At 71.8% G+C, this 13,986-nt stretch carries 12 protein-coding genes; 7 read left to right on the forward strand and 5 right to left on the reverse strand.

Annotated elements, in window-relative coordinates; all coding sequences use genetic code 11:
- Positions 1 to 71: 71 nt before the first annotated feature.
- The gene (locus QM591_RS01770) at positions 72 to 1,631 is read left to right on the forward strand and encodes an AAA family ATPase (RefSeq protein WP_415128982.1); all 1,560 of its coding nucleotides are present in this window, start codon (positions 72 to 74) and stop codon (positions 1,629 to 1,631) included.
- A 6-nt stretch (positions 1,632 to 1,637) separates the two neighbouring features.
- Here QM591_RS01770 and QM591_RS01775 read toward each other — a convergent pair whose 3' ends face one another.
- On the reverse strand, positions 1,638 to 2,279 hold the full coding sequence (locus QM591_RS01775) for a TrmH family RNA methyltransferase (RefSeq protein WP_415128984.1): 642 nt from the start codon (positions 2,277 to 2,279) through the stop codon (positions 1,638 to 1,640).
- A 120-nt stretch (positions 2,280 to 2,399) separates the two neighbouring features.
- Between QM591_RS01775 and QM591_RS01780 the strand changes: the two genes are divergently transcribed.
- Both QM591_RS01780 and QM591_RS01785 read left to right on the forward strand, forming a co-directional pair.
- The gene (locus QM591_RS01780) at positions 2,400 to 3,755 is read left to right on the forward strand and encodes an Nramp family divalent metal transporter (RefSeq protein ID WP_415128986.1); all 1,356 of its coding nucleotides are present in this window, start codon (positions 2,400 to 2,402) and stop codon (positions 3,753 to 3,755) included.
- A gap of 31 nt (positions 3,756 to 3,786) precedes the next feature.
- On the forward strand, positions 3,787 to 4,425 hold the full coding sequence (locus QM591_RS01785; RefSeq protein WP_415128988.1) for a metal-dependent transcriptional regulator: 639 nt from the start codon (positions 3,787 to 3,789) through the stop codon (positions 4,423 to 4,425).
- Positions 4,426 to 4,443: 18 nt separating this feature from the next.
- Here the strand turns inward: QM591_RS01785 and QM591_RS01790 are convergent, their stop codons facing one another.
- Complete coding sequence (locus QM591_RS01790) at positions 4,444 to 5,397, reverse strand: SDR family NAD(P)-dependent oxidoreductase (RefSeq protein ID WP_415128990.1); 954 nt, start codon at positions 5,395 to 5,397, stop codon at positions 4,444 to 4,446.
- 42 nt (positions 5,398 to 5,439) lie between these two features.
- Between QM591_RS01790 and QM591_RS01795 the strand changes: the two genes are divergently transcribed.
- Together QM591_RS01795 and QM591_RS01800 are read left to right on the forward strand one after the other, a co-directional pair.
- On the forward strand, positions 5,440 to 6,249 hold the full coding sequence (locus QM591_RS01795; RefSeq protein ID WP_415128992.1) for an HAD-IIA family hydrolase: 810 nt from the start codon (positions 5,440 to 5,442) through the stop codon (positions 6,247 to 6,249).
- A gap of 124 nt (positions 6,250 to 6,373) precedes the next feature.
- On the forward strand, positions 6,374 to 6,553 hold the full coding sequence (locus tag QM591_RS01800) for a hypothetical protein (protein ID WP_415128994.1): 180 nt from the start codon (positions 6,374 to 6,376) through the stop codon (positions 6,551 to 6,553).
- 16 nt (positions 6,554 to 6,569) lie between these two features.
- Here QM591_RS01800 and pyrE read toward each other — a convergent pair whose 3' ends face one another.
- The 3 genes from pyrE to QM591_RS01815 are packed head-to-tail and all read right to left on the reverse strand — an operon-like array spanning position 6,570 to position 8,967.
- Positions 6,570 to 7,148, reverse strand: coding sequence for an orotate phosphoribosyltransferase (pyrE, locus tag QM591_RS01805; protein ID WP_415128996.1), 579 nt, complete (start codon positions 7,146 to 7,148; stop codon positions 6,570 to 6,572).
- Complete coding sequence (locus tag QM591_RS01810; protein ID WP_415128998.1) at positions 7,145 to 8,296, reverse strand: sensor histidine kinase; 1,152 nt, start codon at positions 8,294 to 8,296, stop codon at positions 7,145 to 7,147. Before QM591_RS01810 ends, pyrE begins: the two co-directional genes overlap by 4 nt.
- Positions 8,293 to 8,967: a response regulator transcription factor gene (locus QM591_RS01815; protein ID WP_415129000.1), complete on the reverse strand. Its 675-nt coding sequence runs from the start codon at positions 8,965 to 8,967 to the stop codon at positions 8,293 to 8,295. Before QM591_RS01815 ends, QM591_RS01810 begins: the two co-directional genes overlap by 4 nt.
- 287 nt (positions 8,968 to 9,254) lie before the next feature.
- On the opposite strand from QM591_RS01815, the gene QM591_RS01820 reads away from it, so the two are divergent.
- Entirely contained in the window at positions 9,255 to 12,596 is a 3,342-nt protein-coding gene (locus QM591_RS01820) for a fibronectin type III domain-containing protein (RefSeq protein ID WP_415129002.1), read from the forward strand.
- Between the two features lie 214 nt (positions 12,597 to 12,810).
- The coding region (locus QM591_RS01825; protein ID WP_415129004.1) for a Re/Si-specific NAD(P)(+) transhydrogenase subunit alpha at positions 12,811 to 13,986 on the forward strand (1,176 nt) is incomplete at its 3' end.

Consider the following 13,986-nt stretch of genomic DNA (forward strand, 5'->3'; position numbering starts at 1 on the left):
ACGGCCTCCGCCGTTGTGTCCGCTGCTCTGAGGGCACCACCGGCTCCCGCTGGGACGCCTACGGTGGAGGCATGGACCAGGCTGACCGCGACTCCGCACTCCTCTCCGACCTGCAGCGGCTCCTACACCGCCTCAACGAGATGCCGGACGGGCGGGAACCGCGGCTCACCGCGGTCGGCGAGCGAGTGGCGCAGCACCTCGGCGTCGATCCGACGACGCTCCCTCTGCTGACCGAGCCGTTGCCGCCGCACCGCCTGGTCGACGCGGACCTGGCCCTGGACGCGCTCGCGGCCGACGACCCGGACGCGTCGGTGCACGGAATCACCGGAGGGCAGGAGCGCCAGCACGAAGACCTTCCCGCGCTCCTGCGCCACCGGTACGCGTCGTTCTCGGTGGACGCCCCGCCCGAGTACGCCTCTGCCGCGACCGGGCCTCGCTCCACACGCCGGGTGATCAGCTTCGGACTGCGCCTGTTCCGGCACGACGGACATCCTGTCGCCGTCCTCCAGCGCGCCGCCAACCGCATGTACGGACGCGAGGCGGCGGTACTGGAGATCCTCACCGCCGACGCCGAGGTCACCGCGTCCGTGGCGGCCGAGCTCCACCGGCGCATGAACGAGCTCAGCGTCGTCCGCGGCAACGTCGTCACCTTCGCCCACAGCGAGTACGGCCAGGGCATCGGCGGCATGACCTTCCTGGAGCGCCCCGCGGTCACCGCCGACGAGGTGATCCTCCCGGAGGGGGTGCTGGCGCGCATCCACGATCACGTCGTCGGGATCGGCCAGCACGCCGACGCCCTCCGCGCACGCGGCCAGCACCTCAAGCGCGGTGTCCTCCTCTACGGCCCGCCCGGGACCGGCAAGACGCTCACCGTGCGCCATCTGCTTCACGAGACGCCGGGCACGACCGCCGTCCTCCTCCAGGGCGGTGCGCTGAGCCTCGTCGGCGAGGCCGCGAGGCTCGCGCGCGCGATGACCCCGTCGATCGTCGTGCTGGAAGACGTGGATCTCGTGGCCTCCGAACGTGGCATGTTCGGCCTGCAGCCGCTGCTGTTCGAGGTGCTCGACGCGCTCGACGGCCTCGACGGCGACGCCGATGTCGCCTTCGTGCTCACGACCAACCGCGCCGACATCCTGGAGCCCGCCCTCGCCGCGCGTCCGGGCCGCGTCGACCTCGCCGTCGAGATCCCGCTCCCCGATGCGGCCGCACGCCGGTCCTTGCTGGGCACCTACGCGGCCGGACTGCCCCTGTCGGCAGCGGCGCTGGACGCCGCGGCGGAACGCGCCGAGGGAGTGACGGCGTCGTTCGCGAAGGAGCTCATTCGTCGCACCGTGCTCGCCGCCACGCTCATGGGCGCGGAGGTCGACGACGAGCGGCTGCGCCACGCGCTGGAGGAGATGCTGGACAGCGCGAAGGGCATCTCCCGCGCCCTGTTCGGCGGCGATGCCAGCTCCGCAGAGTCCGACGGGGGCCTGGACGACGCCTCGTCCGGCGCGTCCTTCGGCTGGTTCGCCAGCCAGCCGCTCTCCGGCGGCGTCTTCATCGGCGGGGCCGGAGGGATGGGTCCGGGCCTGGAAGACCCGGCGACACGCGACGAACGGATCGGGCGCGAGGACGCCGCAGAAGACTGACCGCCCTCACGCCCAGCGCCGGCACCACTCGTACATGACGACCGCGGCGGCGGCACTCGCATTGATCGACCTCGTCGATCCGTACTGCGTGATCTCGACGACGGAACCCGCCGCCGCCAAGGCCTCAGGTGACAGGCCGGGCCCCTCCTGACCGAACAGGAGGACGGCCCGCTCGGGAAGGTCGGCCTGCTGCAACGGCACCGATCCGTCGACGTTGTCGATCGCGACGATGGGGATGCCCTCCCCCGCCGCCCAGTCGGTGAACGCCGCGACATCGGGATGGTGCCGCACGTGCTGATAGCGATCGGTCACCATCGCGCCACGCCGGTTCCACCGCCGCCGTCCGATGATGTGCACCTCGGCCGCCGCGAACGCGTTGGCGCTGCGGACGATGGAACCGATGTTCATGTCGTGCTGCCAGTTCTCGATCGCGACGTGGAACCCGTGCCGGTGCGCGTCGAGGTCGGCGACGATCGCCGCCATCGTCCAGTAGCGGTAGCGATCGACGACGTTGCGACGATCGCCCTGCGCGAGGAGCTCCGGATCGTAACGAGGATCGTCCGGCCAGGCATCGGGGCCACCGGGCCAGGGGCCCACGCCGATCGGGAGCTGCGGCTCCGGGTCGGGCGGGGAGTCAGCGGCGTCCACCCCGTCAGCGTAGCCGCCGCCGTCCGCCTGCGGCCCTGAGCCGCCCCCCTCACCGCGGCCCGCCCGCGCTGTCGTCCGCCATTTTTCGGTACGCCGAAAAATCCCTGCTATGTTTTCGGTATGCCGAAATCTCCCCGCTCGGGAAGCATCCGGTCCGGAAGCACCCCGCTCGCACACGCCCCCCACTCGACCACCGACTCGCGTCCCGCCACACCCGCCGCCCGCCCCCGGGCCATGCGCCGGATGGCGTGGCTGCTCGGCCCCGCCCTCGTGGCGGGGGTCGCCTATCTCGATCCGGGGAACGTCGCGAGCAACATGACGGCGGGCGCGCGCTTCGGATACCTGCTGGTGTGGGTCGTGGTGCTCGGCAACGTCATGGCGTGGCTCATCCAGTACCTCTCGGCCAAGCTCGGGATCGTCACCGGCCGCTCGCTCGCCGAGACGCTCGGCACTCGCATCCGCCGCCCCTGGGCGCGACGCGCGTACTGGCTGCAGGCGGAACTGGTCGCCATGGCCACCGATGTCGCCGAGGTGATCGGCGGCGCCGTCGCGCTGTGGCTCCTCTTCGACGTGCCGTTGCTGTGGGGCGGACTGATCACGGGAACCGTGTCGCTCGCCCTCCTGCTCGTCCAGCAACGGCGCGGTGCACGCAGTTTCGAGTTCGTGGTGATCGGCCTCATGGCGATCATCGCGATCGGATTCACCTATGGCGTCGTCGCCGCGCCCCCGAGTCCCGCCGGAGTCGTCGGTGGACTCCTGCCCCGCTTCGAGGGCACCGAGTCCGTGCTTCTGGCGGCCTCCATCCTGGGCGCGACGATCATGCCGCACGCGATCTACGCGCACTCGGCACTCGCCCGCGACCGCTTCCGCCCCGGAGGCCCCGGCGACCTGCCGGCGCACGACGACCACACGAGCACCCGCTCCACCACGCGGCTTCTCCGCGCGACCCGGTGGGACGTCACGATCGCACTCGCGATCGCCGGCACGGTGAACCTCTGCATCCTGCTGCTGGCCGCCTCGGCGCTCGGCGGCGTGCCGGGCACCGACAGTCTCGAGGGCGCCTACGCGGCCCTGCACGACGGACTCGGGGTCGTCGTCGCCACCCTCTTCGCGGTGGGGCTGCTCGCGAGTGGCCTCGCCAGCACCGCGGTGGGCGCCTACGCGGGGGCCGAGATCATGCACGGCCTCCTGCACGTGCGCGTCCCGCTCCTCGCCCGCCGACTGGTGACACTGGTGCCGGCGCTCGCGATCCTCGCGGTGGGCGTCGACCCGACACTCGCCCTGGTGCTGAGCCAGGTCGTGCTGAGCTTCGGGATCCCCTTCGCCCTCGTGCCGCTCGTGCGCCTGACGGCCCGGCGCGACGTGCTCGGCCCGTTCCGTAACCGCCGCCTGACGACCGTCGCGGGGATCGTCGCGTCCGCCTTCCTCATCACGCTCAACGCCGTGCTTCTGTGGCTGGTGCTGACGGGCGGATAGGGCGGGGCGGCGGGGCCGGATAGCCTGAAGCGTGGCCTCCGTTGCGATCGACGACTACCTCAAGACGATCTACCACCACACCGAGTGGCAGACGGCGAAGATCACGCCGTCGCAACTGGCCGCCAAGCTGGGCCTGGCCCCGTCCACGGTGACCGAGATGGTCCAGAAGCTCTCGGCGCAGGAACTCGTGTCTCACCGCCCCTACGGACCGATCTCGCTGACCGACGCGGGCGAGCGGCGAGCGGCCGCGATCATCCGGCGCCATCGCCTCATCGAGACGTGGCTGGTGCGGGAGTTCGGCTACGCGTGGGACGAGGTCCACGACGAGGCGGAGGTGCTCGAGCACGCGATCAGCGACCGGCTGCTCGAGGGGATCTCGACCCGGCTCGGTCATCCGCGGTTCGACCCGCACGGCGACGCGATCCCCGACGCCGACGGACACGTCGACCGCGAACCGTTCGTGCGCCTCGACGAGGTCGCGGCCGGCCACACCGGTCGCGTGCTGCGGGTGAGCGACAGCGACCCCGATCTCCTCCGCGCCCTGGAGGCGGCCGGGATCGACGTCGGCCATACCGTCACGGTGACCGGGCGCCGCTCGGTGCGCGTCGACGAGGGGAACCTCGTGGAGCTTCCCGCCGGAGCCGCGTCGCTCGTGTGGCTGAGCGCCTGACCTCCGGCGGCGCGGAGCTCAGCGACGCTTGGTCTTGCTCGCCTTCAGGTACGGCCAGACCGTCCCCGTGGCGTGCTCGCAGTAGTTCCACAGGCGAGCAGCCAGCTCGGCGTCGCGAGCCACCCGGGGGATCGTGGCCGGCACCGGACGGCCCGTGGCCCCGCGCGACGGGCCCCAGAACTGTCCGCCTTCCGCGAGCGGGTCGACGAGGGCACGGACGAGCGTCCACGCGCCGCGCTCCTTGGACTGCGAGATCGGAGCCTGGAGGTTGTCGATGAACCGCTTGCCGCGGCTGGGCGTGTTGATGCCGGCGATGCCGCGCGTGCGACCCCCGGTGGCATACCCGGGGTGTGCGACGATGCTCGCGATCGGAACGTGCGCGGCGCGCAGTCGCCGATCGGCCTCCAGCCCCAGCGCGGTCGTGGCGATCTTGGACTGGACGTACGCGCGCCACGGCGTGTAGTCGTTCTCCAGCTCCGGGTCGATGAGCTCCATCGGCGAGATCACGGTGGACATCGATCCCACCCACACCATGCGTCCGCGACCGGCGGCGAGGGCGAGCAGCAGCTCCCCCGCGAGGGCGTAGTGGCCGAGGGCGTTGGTCGCGAAGACGACCTCGTGGCCGTCGCGCGTGACCTCCCGCTGGCGGGGCGGGTGGACGATGCCGGCGTTCAGGAGCAGGCCGTGAAGGCCGGTGCGTCCGCGTGCCGTCGCGGCGGCCGCACGCACCGAGCCGAGGTTGCTCGTGTCGAGCAGCAGCGTCTCGACCTCCGCCTCCGGCACCTGGCGACGCAGGGCGGCCCGCGCCGTCGTCAGGCGATGAGGGTTCCGGCCCGTCATGATGACGTGCGCTCCGGCGCCGGCCAGCTGCAGCGAGGCGAAGAACCCGAGTCCGCGCGTGGAGCCGGTGACCAGATACCGCCGACCGCTCAGGTCGGGGAGCCGGTCGGGGTCCCAGTCGTCTCTCGCCACGCAACCGACATTAGGCCCGCGAGCCCCCGATAGGCTGGCCCCATGCGGACACGCGCCGATATCGAGTGCTGGCTCACGGACATGGACGGCGTTCTCGTCCACGAGAACCGCCCCATCCCGGGCGCGGCGGAACTGCTCGCGCAGTGGCGCGACACCGGGACGCCGTTCCTCGTGCTCACCAACAACCCGATCTTCACCCCGCGGGATCTGAGCGCCCGGCTCGCGCGTTCCGGCCTCGTCGTGCCGGAGGACCGGATCTGGACGTCGGCCCTGGCGACAGCAGATTTCCTGCATTCGCAGAAGCCCGGGGGCACGGCGTTCGTGATCGGAGAGTCGGGGCTGACGACCGCCCTCCACGAGGCGGGATATGTGATGACCGAGACCGACCCCGATTACGTCGTCGTCGGGGAGACCCGGCAGTACTCCTTCGAGGCGATCACGAAGGCGATCCGCATGATCAACGCGGGATCGCGCTTCATCATCACCAACCCCGACGCCACCGGACCCACTCCCCACGGGGTCGTCCCCGCGACCGGCTCGTTCGCGGCGCTCATTTCGCACGCGACGGGCAAGACCCCGTATGTCGTGGGCAAGCCCAACCCGATGATGTTCCGCTCGGCCATGAACCGCATCGGAGCGCACTCCGAGAACACCGGCATGATCGGCGATCGCATGGACACCGACGTCGTGGCCGGCATCGAGGCGGGCCTGCACACGATCCTCGTCCGCACCGGGATCTCCGACGACGCGGAAGTGGAGCGCTATCCGTTCCGCCCCGACGAGATCGTCGACTCGGTCGCCGACCTGCTGTCGGACGAGCCGGTCGAGTCGGAGATGCCCGAGGGCATCTGAAAGGAGCCGGCCGGATGACCGAGTTCGAGCAGACGCTCCTGTTCGCCGCGACGGGGGTCGTGCTCGTGGGCACCCTCGTCGTGTTCGTCGTGCAGTACTTCCGAGGCCGCGGAAAGGACGACTGATGTCGCTGTTCCTCGTGCTCAGCGGGCTGGTCGTGCTGATCGTGGCCCTCGTGCTGTTCCTTCGCGGACGCCGGGACGCCCCGCAGGGCACCCCGCTTCCCAACGGCCGCGCTCTCGTGCTCCTGACCCTTCTGGGCCTGATGCTGACGCTGGCCTCTCAGCTCCCCGTCTTCCGCTGACGCGGCCGGGGCGGGATCACTGCGGCTTTAGCCCGAGGTCGTCGAGGTCGATCGCGGCGAGCCAGCGCAGGCCCGCGGCCTCCACAGCGGCCTGCGCTCCGGTCTTGCGGTCGACGATCACGGCCACCGCGACCGGCTCGGCGCCTTCGCGCCGCAACGCCTCGACGGCGGTGAGTGCCGACTGCCCCGTGGTGGAGGTGTCCTCGACGACGACGACGCGTTTGCCGACGACATCGGCACCCTCGACCTGGCGTCCGCGACCGTGGTCCTTGGGCTCCTTGCGCACCACGAAGGCGTCCAGCGGAGCGTCGGTACGTGCGGACTCGTGCATGACGGCGTTCGCGATCGGGTCGGCACCCAGGGTGAGCCCGCCCACGGCGACGATCCCGTCGATGTCGGCGATGAGATCGAGGATGATGCGTCCGATCGCCGGTGCCGCCCGATGGTCGAGCGTGAGCTTTCGCATGTCGACGTAGTACGACGCCTTCTTGCCGCTGGACAGGGTGAAGTCGCCGTGGAAGACGGCCTCGTCGCGGATCAGGGCGATGAGGGCTTGGCGGTCGGCTTCGAGAGCGGGCGTGGAGGCGACGGTCATGGTTCCGAGTCTACGGATGCGCCGCGCTCGCGTACCGTGGCGACCAGCCGCGCGCCGCCCCACGGCGACGCCGTCAGGTGGATCCCGCCGCCGAGCGCTTCCAGCCGCTCCGAAACGAGGCGTATGCCGCTCGGGGTGACCACCGCAGGGAGCCCCCTGCCGTCGTCGTCCACCCGCACACGCACCGTGCCGGGCGCCGGCCGGTCCAGTTCGAGCCGCAGTCGGGAGGCACCCCCGTGCCGCACCGCGTTGCTCACCGCTTCCTCCGCGGCCCGCAGCACCGCCACGCGCCGCACGATCGTGTCGGCATCGGCGGGTGCGAGCGGATCGCCGGCGTCGAGCGGCGCGACGACCGTCTCCACCTCGATCTCGGGCGGGATCGTCCGGGCGAGCAGGCGCAGCGCGTGTTCCAGTCCCAGCGAGACCCCCGCCGGATGCAGGCGGTGGCTCACGGCCCGGATCTCCGTCTCACGGATCCGGTCGAGCTCCTCTCGAACGGCCGCGATCCCGGCCCGGAGGGTCGCCGCCTCCTGCTCTCCGGGCTCGGCGCGCAGCAGCGCATCGATCCGCGCCTGGACGAGCACGAGCTGCCCTTGCAAGGTGCCGTGGAGGTCGTCTGCCACTTCGCGCCGCACGCGCGACTCCTCCGCCGCGAGGCTGGAGAACGCCGACGCCGCGCGCAGTCGTTGTTCGACCGCTTCACGTTCCTGCTCGCGGATACGTCGGCGCCCGGCGACCTGCGCGTGGGCGATCGCGACGGCGAGCACGACGACCATCACGGTCGCGCCGATCTCGACCGCCGCCACGCGCAGCGTCGGCTCCCGGTAGATCCCCACGACGCACTGCACGCCGTAGCGGATCGTGCCGACACCGACACCGAGGCCGAGGGCAGTCACCGCGGCGCGTCCCGCCCGCCGCTCACCCAGCCGCAGGAAGTGGCACGCGGCGAGCGCCAGGGAGACGGTCACGAGGTTGACGCTCAGACGCACTGCGAGATCGGCCGCCGCCTCCCCCGGCTCCAGCACGCCGACGCGCGCCGGGCGGAAGACGAACACGGTCTGCAGCGCCGCGCCGATGCTGAAGGCGGCCATGACCACGGCGGCGGTGACCAGGAAGGCGCGCCGGTCGTCGCGGACCGGGCCGCTCACCGGATCGATCGCTCGGGGACGGCGTGTTCCACCACGGCCAGCGCCGTGGCGACTCGCGGATTGACATCGGGGTGCTCGCGAACGCCGAGCGAGGCGTAGACGACGTTGAGGAGGTTGTCGACCGAGTGGGCCGAGATCCCCATCTCCCGGGCGATCGCGTCGTTGGCCAGTCCCGCCGCCACGAGTTTCGCCGCCGCCAGCTGCCGTGGAGTGAGGGTGCTGAGCCGCGATCCGCGCCGGGGCACGCGGCGCTCCACGAGGGCCGGGTCGAGAACGTTCGAGCCTTCCGCACTCGCACGGAGCGCCTGCAGCAGCCCCTCACGCGAGGTGGCGGAGGTCTTGGAGAGATAGCTCCAGCCCGCGCGCTCGGCCGACGGCAGTCCCAGGAGCGTCTCCATCATGTCGTGGCCCGACAGGAGGACCACCCCGATCCGCGGGTGACGGCGACGCAGTTCCCTGCCGAGCTCGAAGCCGTTGCCGTCGGGCAGTTCGATGTCGAGCAGGGCGACGTCGAACACCTCGGCGTGCAGCAGACGCCGAGCCTCACGGGCGTCGGATGCCGAGGCGACCAGATCGAAACCCTCCGAAGAGCCGATGAGGTCGTCGAGCAGTGCGCGAAACAGCGGCTGGTCTTCCACGACCGCCACCCGCACCACACTGGTCTCATGCATGATTCGCCGCCAGCCTAGCGCGGGGCAGCGTGCACGGTCCCGCTCGTGACGGCATCGACGGGGCGCGCGGACGAGGCATTGAGGAGGAACCTCCCTGGCGTCCGACGCCGCCCGGACCATAGCGTGGGCGCGACCCCCCGTCTCGGCGCGCCGGCACCCGAGATCCGACACGTCCCCGAGCGTGTCCCTCCCGGCATCCCGCCGTGCCTCACCCCCCGGAGACACACTCGATGAGCTCACCCTCACCGCGTGCGCGCGCGCCCCGCCGCGCCCGCACGCTGCTTACCGTGACAACCGTGGCCGCGATCGTGGCCACCCCCGCGGCCGCGTGGGCCGCGCCGACCGTCAGCGGGCCGTCGCAGCCCGTGCAGTACGTGGAGCAGGCTCCGCCGGTGCTGATCGGCGAGGACATCACCGTCACGGGCGGCTCCTCGTTCGGCGACGGGTACATCGACTACCGGGTCACCGGCGGCGCGGCCAGCGAGACACTCTCGCTCGTCTCCGCGGCGACCGCCTCGACGGCCAGCGGCGTGACGACGATCGTGGGCTCCACCGTCTACCTCGGCAACGGCACCACCGCCGATGTGATCGGGTCGGTCGACCCCACCCGCAACGGCAGCAATGGCATCCTGCGCGTGAACTTCACGAGCCCCTTCGTCAACCCGAGCTTCGAAGACGGTGACATCGGCGGCTGGACCGCGATGAACCAGCGGATCGACCTGGGTGTCACGAGCATCGCGGGCTTCACCTCCATCGACCGCAGCACCTACACGGGCCTTGCGGGCAACCCCGGCAACGACAACTTCGCGCCCAGCGGCGACACCTACTCCACCACCATCAGCACGCAGGACGCGAGCGACGGCGACTACAGCCTCGAGCTCTACTCCTACATCGACGAGACCGCGCGCGGCTACGACGTCGTGCACGGCCCCGCCGTGTACAGCTCGCCGTTCGAGGCGAGCTCCGGGGACAAGATCTCCTTCGACTGGCGCGCATACTTCGGCGGCGACAACTTCCACGTCTTCGGGTACATCCTCAACACCGTCACCGGCGCCCAGACGACGGTGCTGGACGCGACCGGCGGCAACAGTGCCTCGCCCGGCTTCGTGACCAAGGAGACCGTGATCCCGGCCAGCGGCACGTACCGGTTCGTGTTCGTCGGCGGCACCCACGACTTGAGCGGCGGACAGGTCGCCGGTGCGCGGCTGCTCATCGACAACGTCCGCGTGTTCGGCACGAAGGTGACCAACGCCGTCGTCAGCGCGCTGTCCAAGAAGCTCCAGTACGAGAACTCGTCGGACGACCCGCCCGCCACCCGCACGATCACCATCACCGCGGCCGACAACGGCGGCACCACGACGGGTTCGACCACCGCGACGGTCACCATCACCCCCGTCGACGACGCTCCGACCTTCCCGGCGATCCCGGGCATCACGCTCACCAATACCCCCGACACCGACACGTTCGGCGCCACGACGGGAACCCTGGCGGGGAGCGACCCCGACAGTGAGATCTCCTACGCCCTGATCGACGGGCAGGCGGCCTCGGTGACCGCCGGCGGCATCCTCTACACGCAGGCGATCGAGGGGACCTACGGCACCCTGCTGCTGAACCCGTCGACCGGCGCCTACCGCTTCGTCCCCGACGCCGCCGCGGTCAACGCCCGACAGACCGGCGACACCGAGACGTTCGAGGTCGAGCTGACCGCCCCGGATGCCGCCCCCGGCAGCACCGCGCCGGCACAGACCCTGCGTCGTCCGCTCGTGGTCACCGTGTCCGTCCCCGCCACCGCGCCGGGCGCTCCCACCGACACCTCCGCCGTGCGCGGTTTCGAACGCGCCACGGTGAGCTGGACGGCCCCCGAGTGGACGAGCGGCTCGCCGGTGACCGGCTACCGCATCGAGCAGTCCACCGACGGCGGCGACACCTGGACCACCGCCGTCGCCGACACCGGCTCCGACGAGACCTCCCACATCGTCACGGGGCTGACGAGTGGATCCCCCGTGATCTTCCGCGTCTCGGCGATCAACGCCAACGGAACGGGCGACCCCGGCTCCTCCACCGACCCGGTGACGCCGTACGCGGCCCCCGGAGCCCCCGGCACCCCGACCGCGGAGCCCGGCAACGGTCAGGCCGATCTGGAATGGACCGCGCCCGAGAACGACGGCAGCTCGCCGATCACCGGCTACCGGATCGAGCAGTCCACCGACGGCGGCGACACCTGGACCACCGCCGTCGCCGACACCGGCTCCACCGACACCAGCCGCACCGTCACCGGACTCACCAACGGCACCGAGACGACGTTCCGCGTCGTCGCGCTCAACGCCGCCGGCGCGGGCGATCCGTCCGCTCCGGTGTCGACGACGCCGCGGACGACCCCCGACGCGATCACGGGGCTGGCGGCCGCCGCGGGCAACGAGAAGGTGGAGCTGACCTGGACGGCACCCGCCGACGGCGGCGCGCCCATCACGGGATACCGCGTGCAGCAGTCCACCGACGGCGGCCAGACCTGGTCGGACGTCGAGGCGGACACCGGCTCCGACGCGACCGGCTACACCGTCACGGGTCTCACCAACGGTCAGGCCGTGTCCTTCCGCGTGCTGCCGCTGAACGCAGCGGGTTCCGGTGGGCCCTCGAACGTCGTCACCGCGACGCCGCGCACGACTCCCGGCCCCGTCACGGTCACGACGGTCACCGAGAGCAACCGCACCCTGATCGTCGAGTTCACCGCCCCCGAAGACGACGGCGGCAGCCCCGTCACCGGCTACGAGTACTCGATCGACGGCGGCGAGACCTGGATTCCCGCGGCACAGGGTTCCAGCCCGCTGCGCATCGGCGGACTCGACAACGGCACGGAGTACGACGTGCAGGTCCGCGCGGTCAACGAAGCCGGCTCGTCGACGGGCAGCGTCACCGTGAGCGCGACCCCGGTTCTGGAGGCGGTCACCGTCCGCGCCGATGGCAGCCCCATCCCCGGCGCGACGCCCGGCGAAGGCGCCGCGTATGTCGGCGGCGTCGCAGAGGAGACCGAGGTGACGCGCGAGGGCTCCACCTGGATCCTCACCGGCCCCGGTTATGTCATCCGCATCGAGAGCCTCGACGCGGACGGCGACGTGCTCGACCTCGAGGACGGCGTCGCGACCGCACCTCTGGGCGGATCGTTCCGCATCACCGGCAGCGGCTTCCTGCCCGGAAGCCTCGTGGATCTGTGGCTCTTCGACACCGACCAGCTGCTGGGCGGCGTGACGGTCGGCGAGGACGGCACGTTCACCGCCGTCGTGACTCTTCCCGCGGGAACCGAGGTGGGCGGTCACTCGATCCAGATCAACGTCGAGAACGCCGACGGCGACCTCGTCAGCGCCGTCGCCGGCGTGTGGGTGGCTGCCGACCCGGTGGAGCCGACGCCCGAGCCGACGCCCACGCCCGAGCCGCAGCCGAGCCCGTCGCCGACCCCGAGCCCCGCAGGCGAGGACGACGGCGAGGAGGGACTCGCCGCGTCGGGTGGCAACGGAGCGGGACTGATCGGCGGCCTCCTCGCGGGCGTCGCGCTGATCGCGGCCGGCTCGCTCGGCGTCCTGCGCCGCCGTGCCCTGCAGCGCACGGACGACAACGAGGTGCCGATCGCCTGATCGCACCCGCCCCTCACGAAGCGGCGGTCCGTCTCCACGGGCCGCCGCTTCGTCGTCGAGCGATCCGTCCTGCGCTGGGCTCCTCCCGTCCCCCGCGAAGGATCCCGGATATTTACCGGGACATCCGCCCCATCGCGGGGAGCAGACACCCTAGAGTCGGGAATCGATCCCCCGCGCGTGCCCGACGCGCCGTCATCGTGTGAGGAGCACCCGCATGTCCCGAATCGGCATCGTCGCGGAGCAACCGGGAGAGACGCGCGTCGCGGCGACGCCGCAGACCGTCTCGAAGATCGCCGCGCTCGGCTTCGAGGTGGTCGTGGAAGCCGGAGCGGGAGCCGCGTCGGCCTTCCCCGACCCCGCCTATGTCGCCGCCGGGGCGCTCCCGGTCGATCGGGCGACGGCCTGGGCTGCCGACGTCGTGCTGAAGGTCGCCCCGCCCACCGCCGACGAAGTCGCGCTGCTCGCGCCCGGAACGACGCTCGTCGGGCTCCTCGCCCCCGCCTTCAGCCCCGACCTCCTCGCCGGCCTCGCGGCCCGCGGAGTGACGGCCCTCGCGATGGACGCGGTGCCGCGCATCTCACGGGCGCAGTCCATGGACGTGCTGAGCTCGATGGCGAACATCGCGGGCTACCGAGCGGTCGTGGAGGCCGCCCACGAGTTTGGTCGCTTCTTCACGGGCCAGGTGACGGCCGCCGGCAAGGTGCCGCCCGCCAAAGTGCTCGTCGCGGGGGCCGGCGTGGCCGGTCTTGCCGCCATCGGCGCCGCGTCGAGCCTCGGCGCGATCGTCCGCGCCACCGATCCCCGCCCCGAGGTCGCCGACCAGGTGCGCTCGATCGGCGGCGAGTACCTCGAGGTCGTCGTGCCCGACGAACAGAAGGAGGTTTCTGCCGACGGCTATGCGAAAGCGACGAGCGCCGCCTACGACCGCCGCGCCGCCGAGATCTACTCCGAGCAGGCGGCCGACGTCGACATCGTCATCACCACGGCCCTCATCCCGGGGCGTGCCGCTCCGGTGCTGCTGACGGCCGACGACGTCGCGGCGATGAAGCCGGGCTCGGTGATCGTGGACATGGCAGCCGCCCAGGGCGGCAACGTCGCCGGCTCGGTCGCCGGCGAGCGCGTCGTCACCGACAACGGCGTGATCATCCTGGGCTACACCGACCTGCCAGGGCGGCTGCCGCAGCAGGCCTCGCAGCTCTACGGCACGAACCTGCTCAACCTCTTGAAGCTCCTGACTCCCGGGAAGGACGGGCAGCTCACCCTCGACCTCGACGACGTCGTGCAGCGAGCGGTGACGGTCGTCGCCGAGGGCGAGATCACGTGGCCGCCGCCGCCCGTGCAGGTCTCGGCAGCGCCCGCGGCCGCACCCGCAGCGCCCGCCCCGACCCCC

This window comes from Microbacterium sp. (genome assembly GCF_047607225.1).
Taxonomy (GTDB): Bacteria; Actinomycetota; Actinomycetes; order Actinomycetales; family Microbacteriaceae; genus Microbacterium.

What these genes read in the sequence shown, in the direction of transcription:
- QM591_RS01770 (WP_415128982.1), top strand. Translation starts at nt 72, where the DNA reads ATGGACCAGGCTGACCGCGACTCCGCACTCCTCTCCGACCTGCAGCGG.
- QM591_RS01780 (WP_415128986.1), top strand. Translation starts at nt 2,400, where the DNA reads ATGCCGAAATCTCCCCGCTCGGGAAGCATCCGGTCCGGAAGCACCCCG.
- QM591_RS01795 (WP_415128992.1), top strand. Translation starts at nt 5,440, where the DNA reads ATGCGGACACGCGCCGATATCGAGTGCTGGCTCACGGACATGGACGGC.
- QM591_RS01800 (WP_415128994.1), top strand. Translation starts at nt 6,374, where the DNA reads ATGTCGCTGTTCCTCGTGCTCAGCGGGCTGGTCGTGCTGATCGTGGCC.
- pyrE (WP_415128996.1), bottom strand. Translation starts at nt 7,148, where the DNA reads ATGACCGTCGCCTCCACGCCCGCTCTCGAAGCCGACCGCCAAGCCCTC.
- QM591_RS01815 (WP_415129000.1), bottom strand. Translation starts at nt 8,967, where the DNA reads ATGCATGAGACCAGTGTGGTGCGGGTGGCGGTCGTGGAAGACCAGCCG.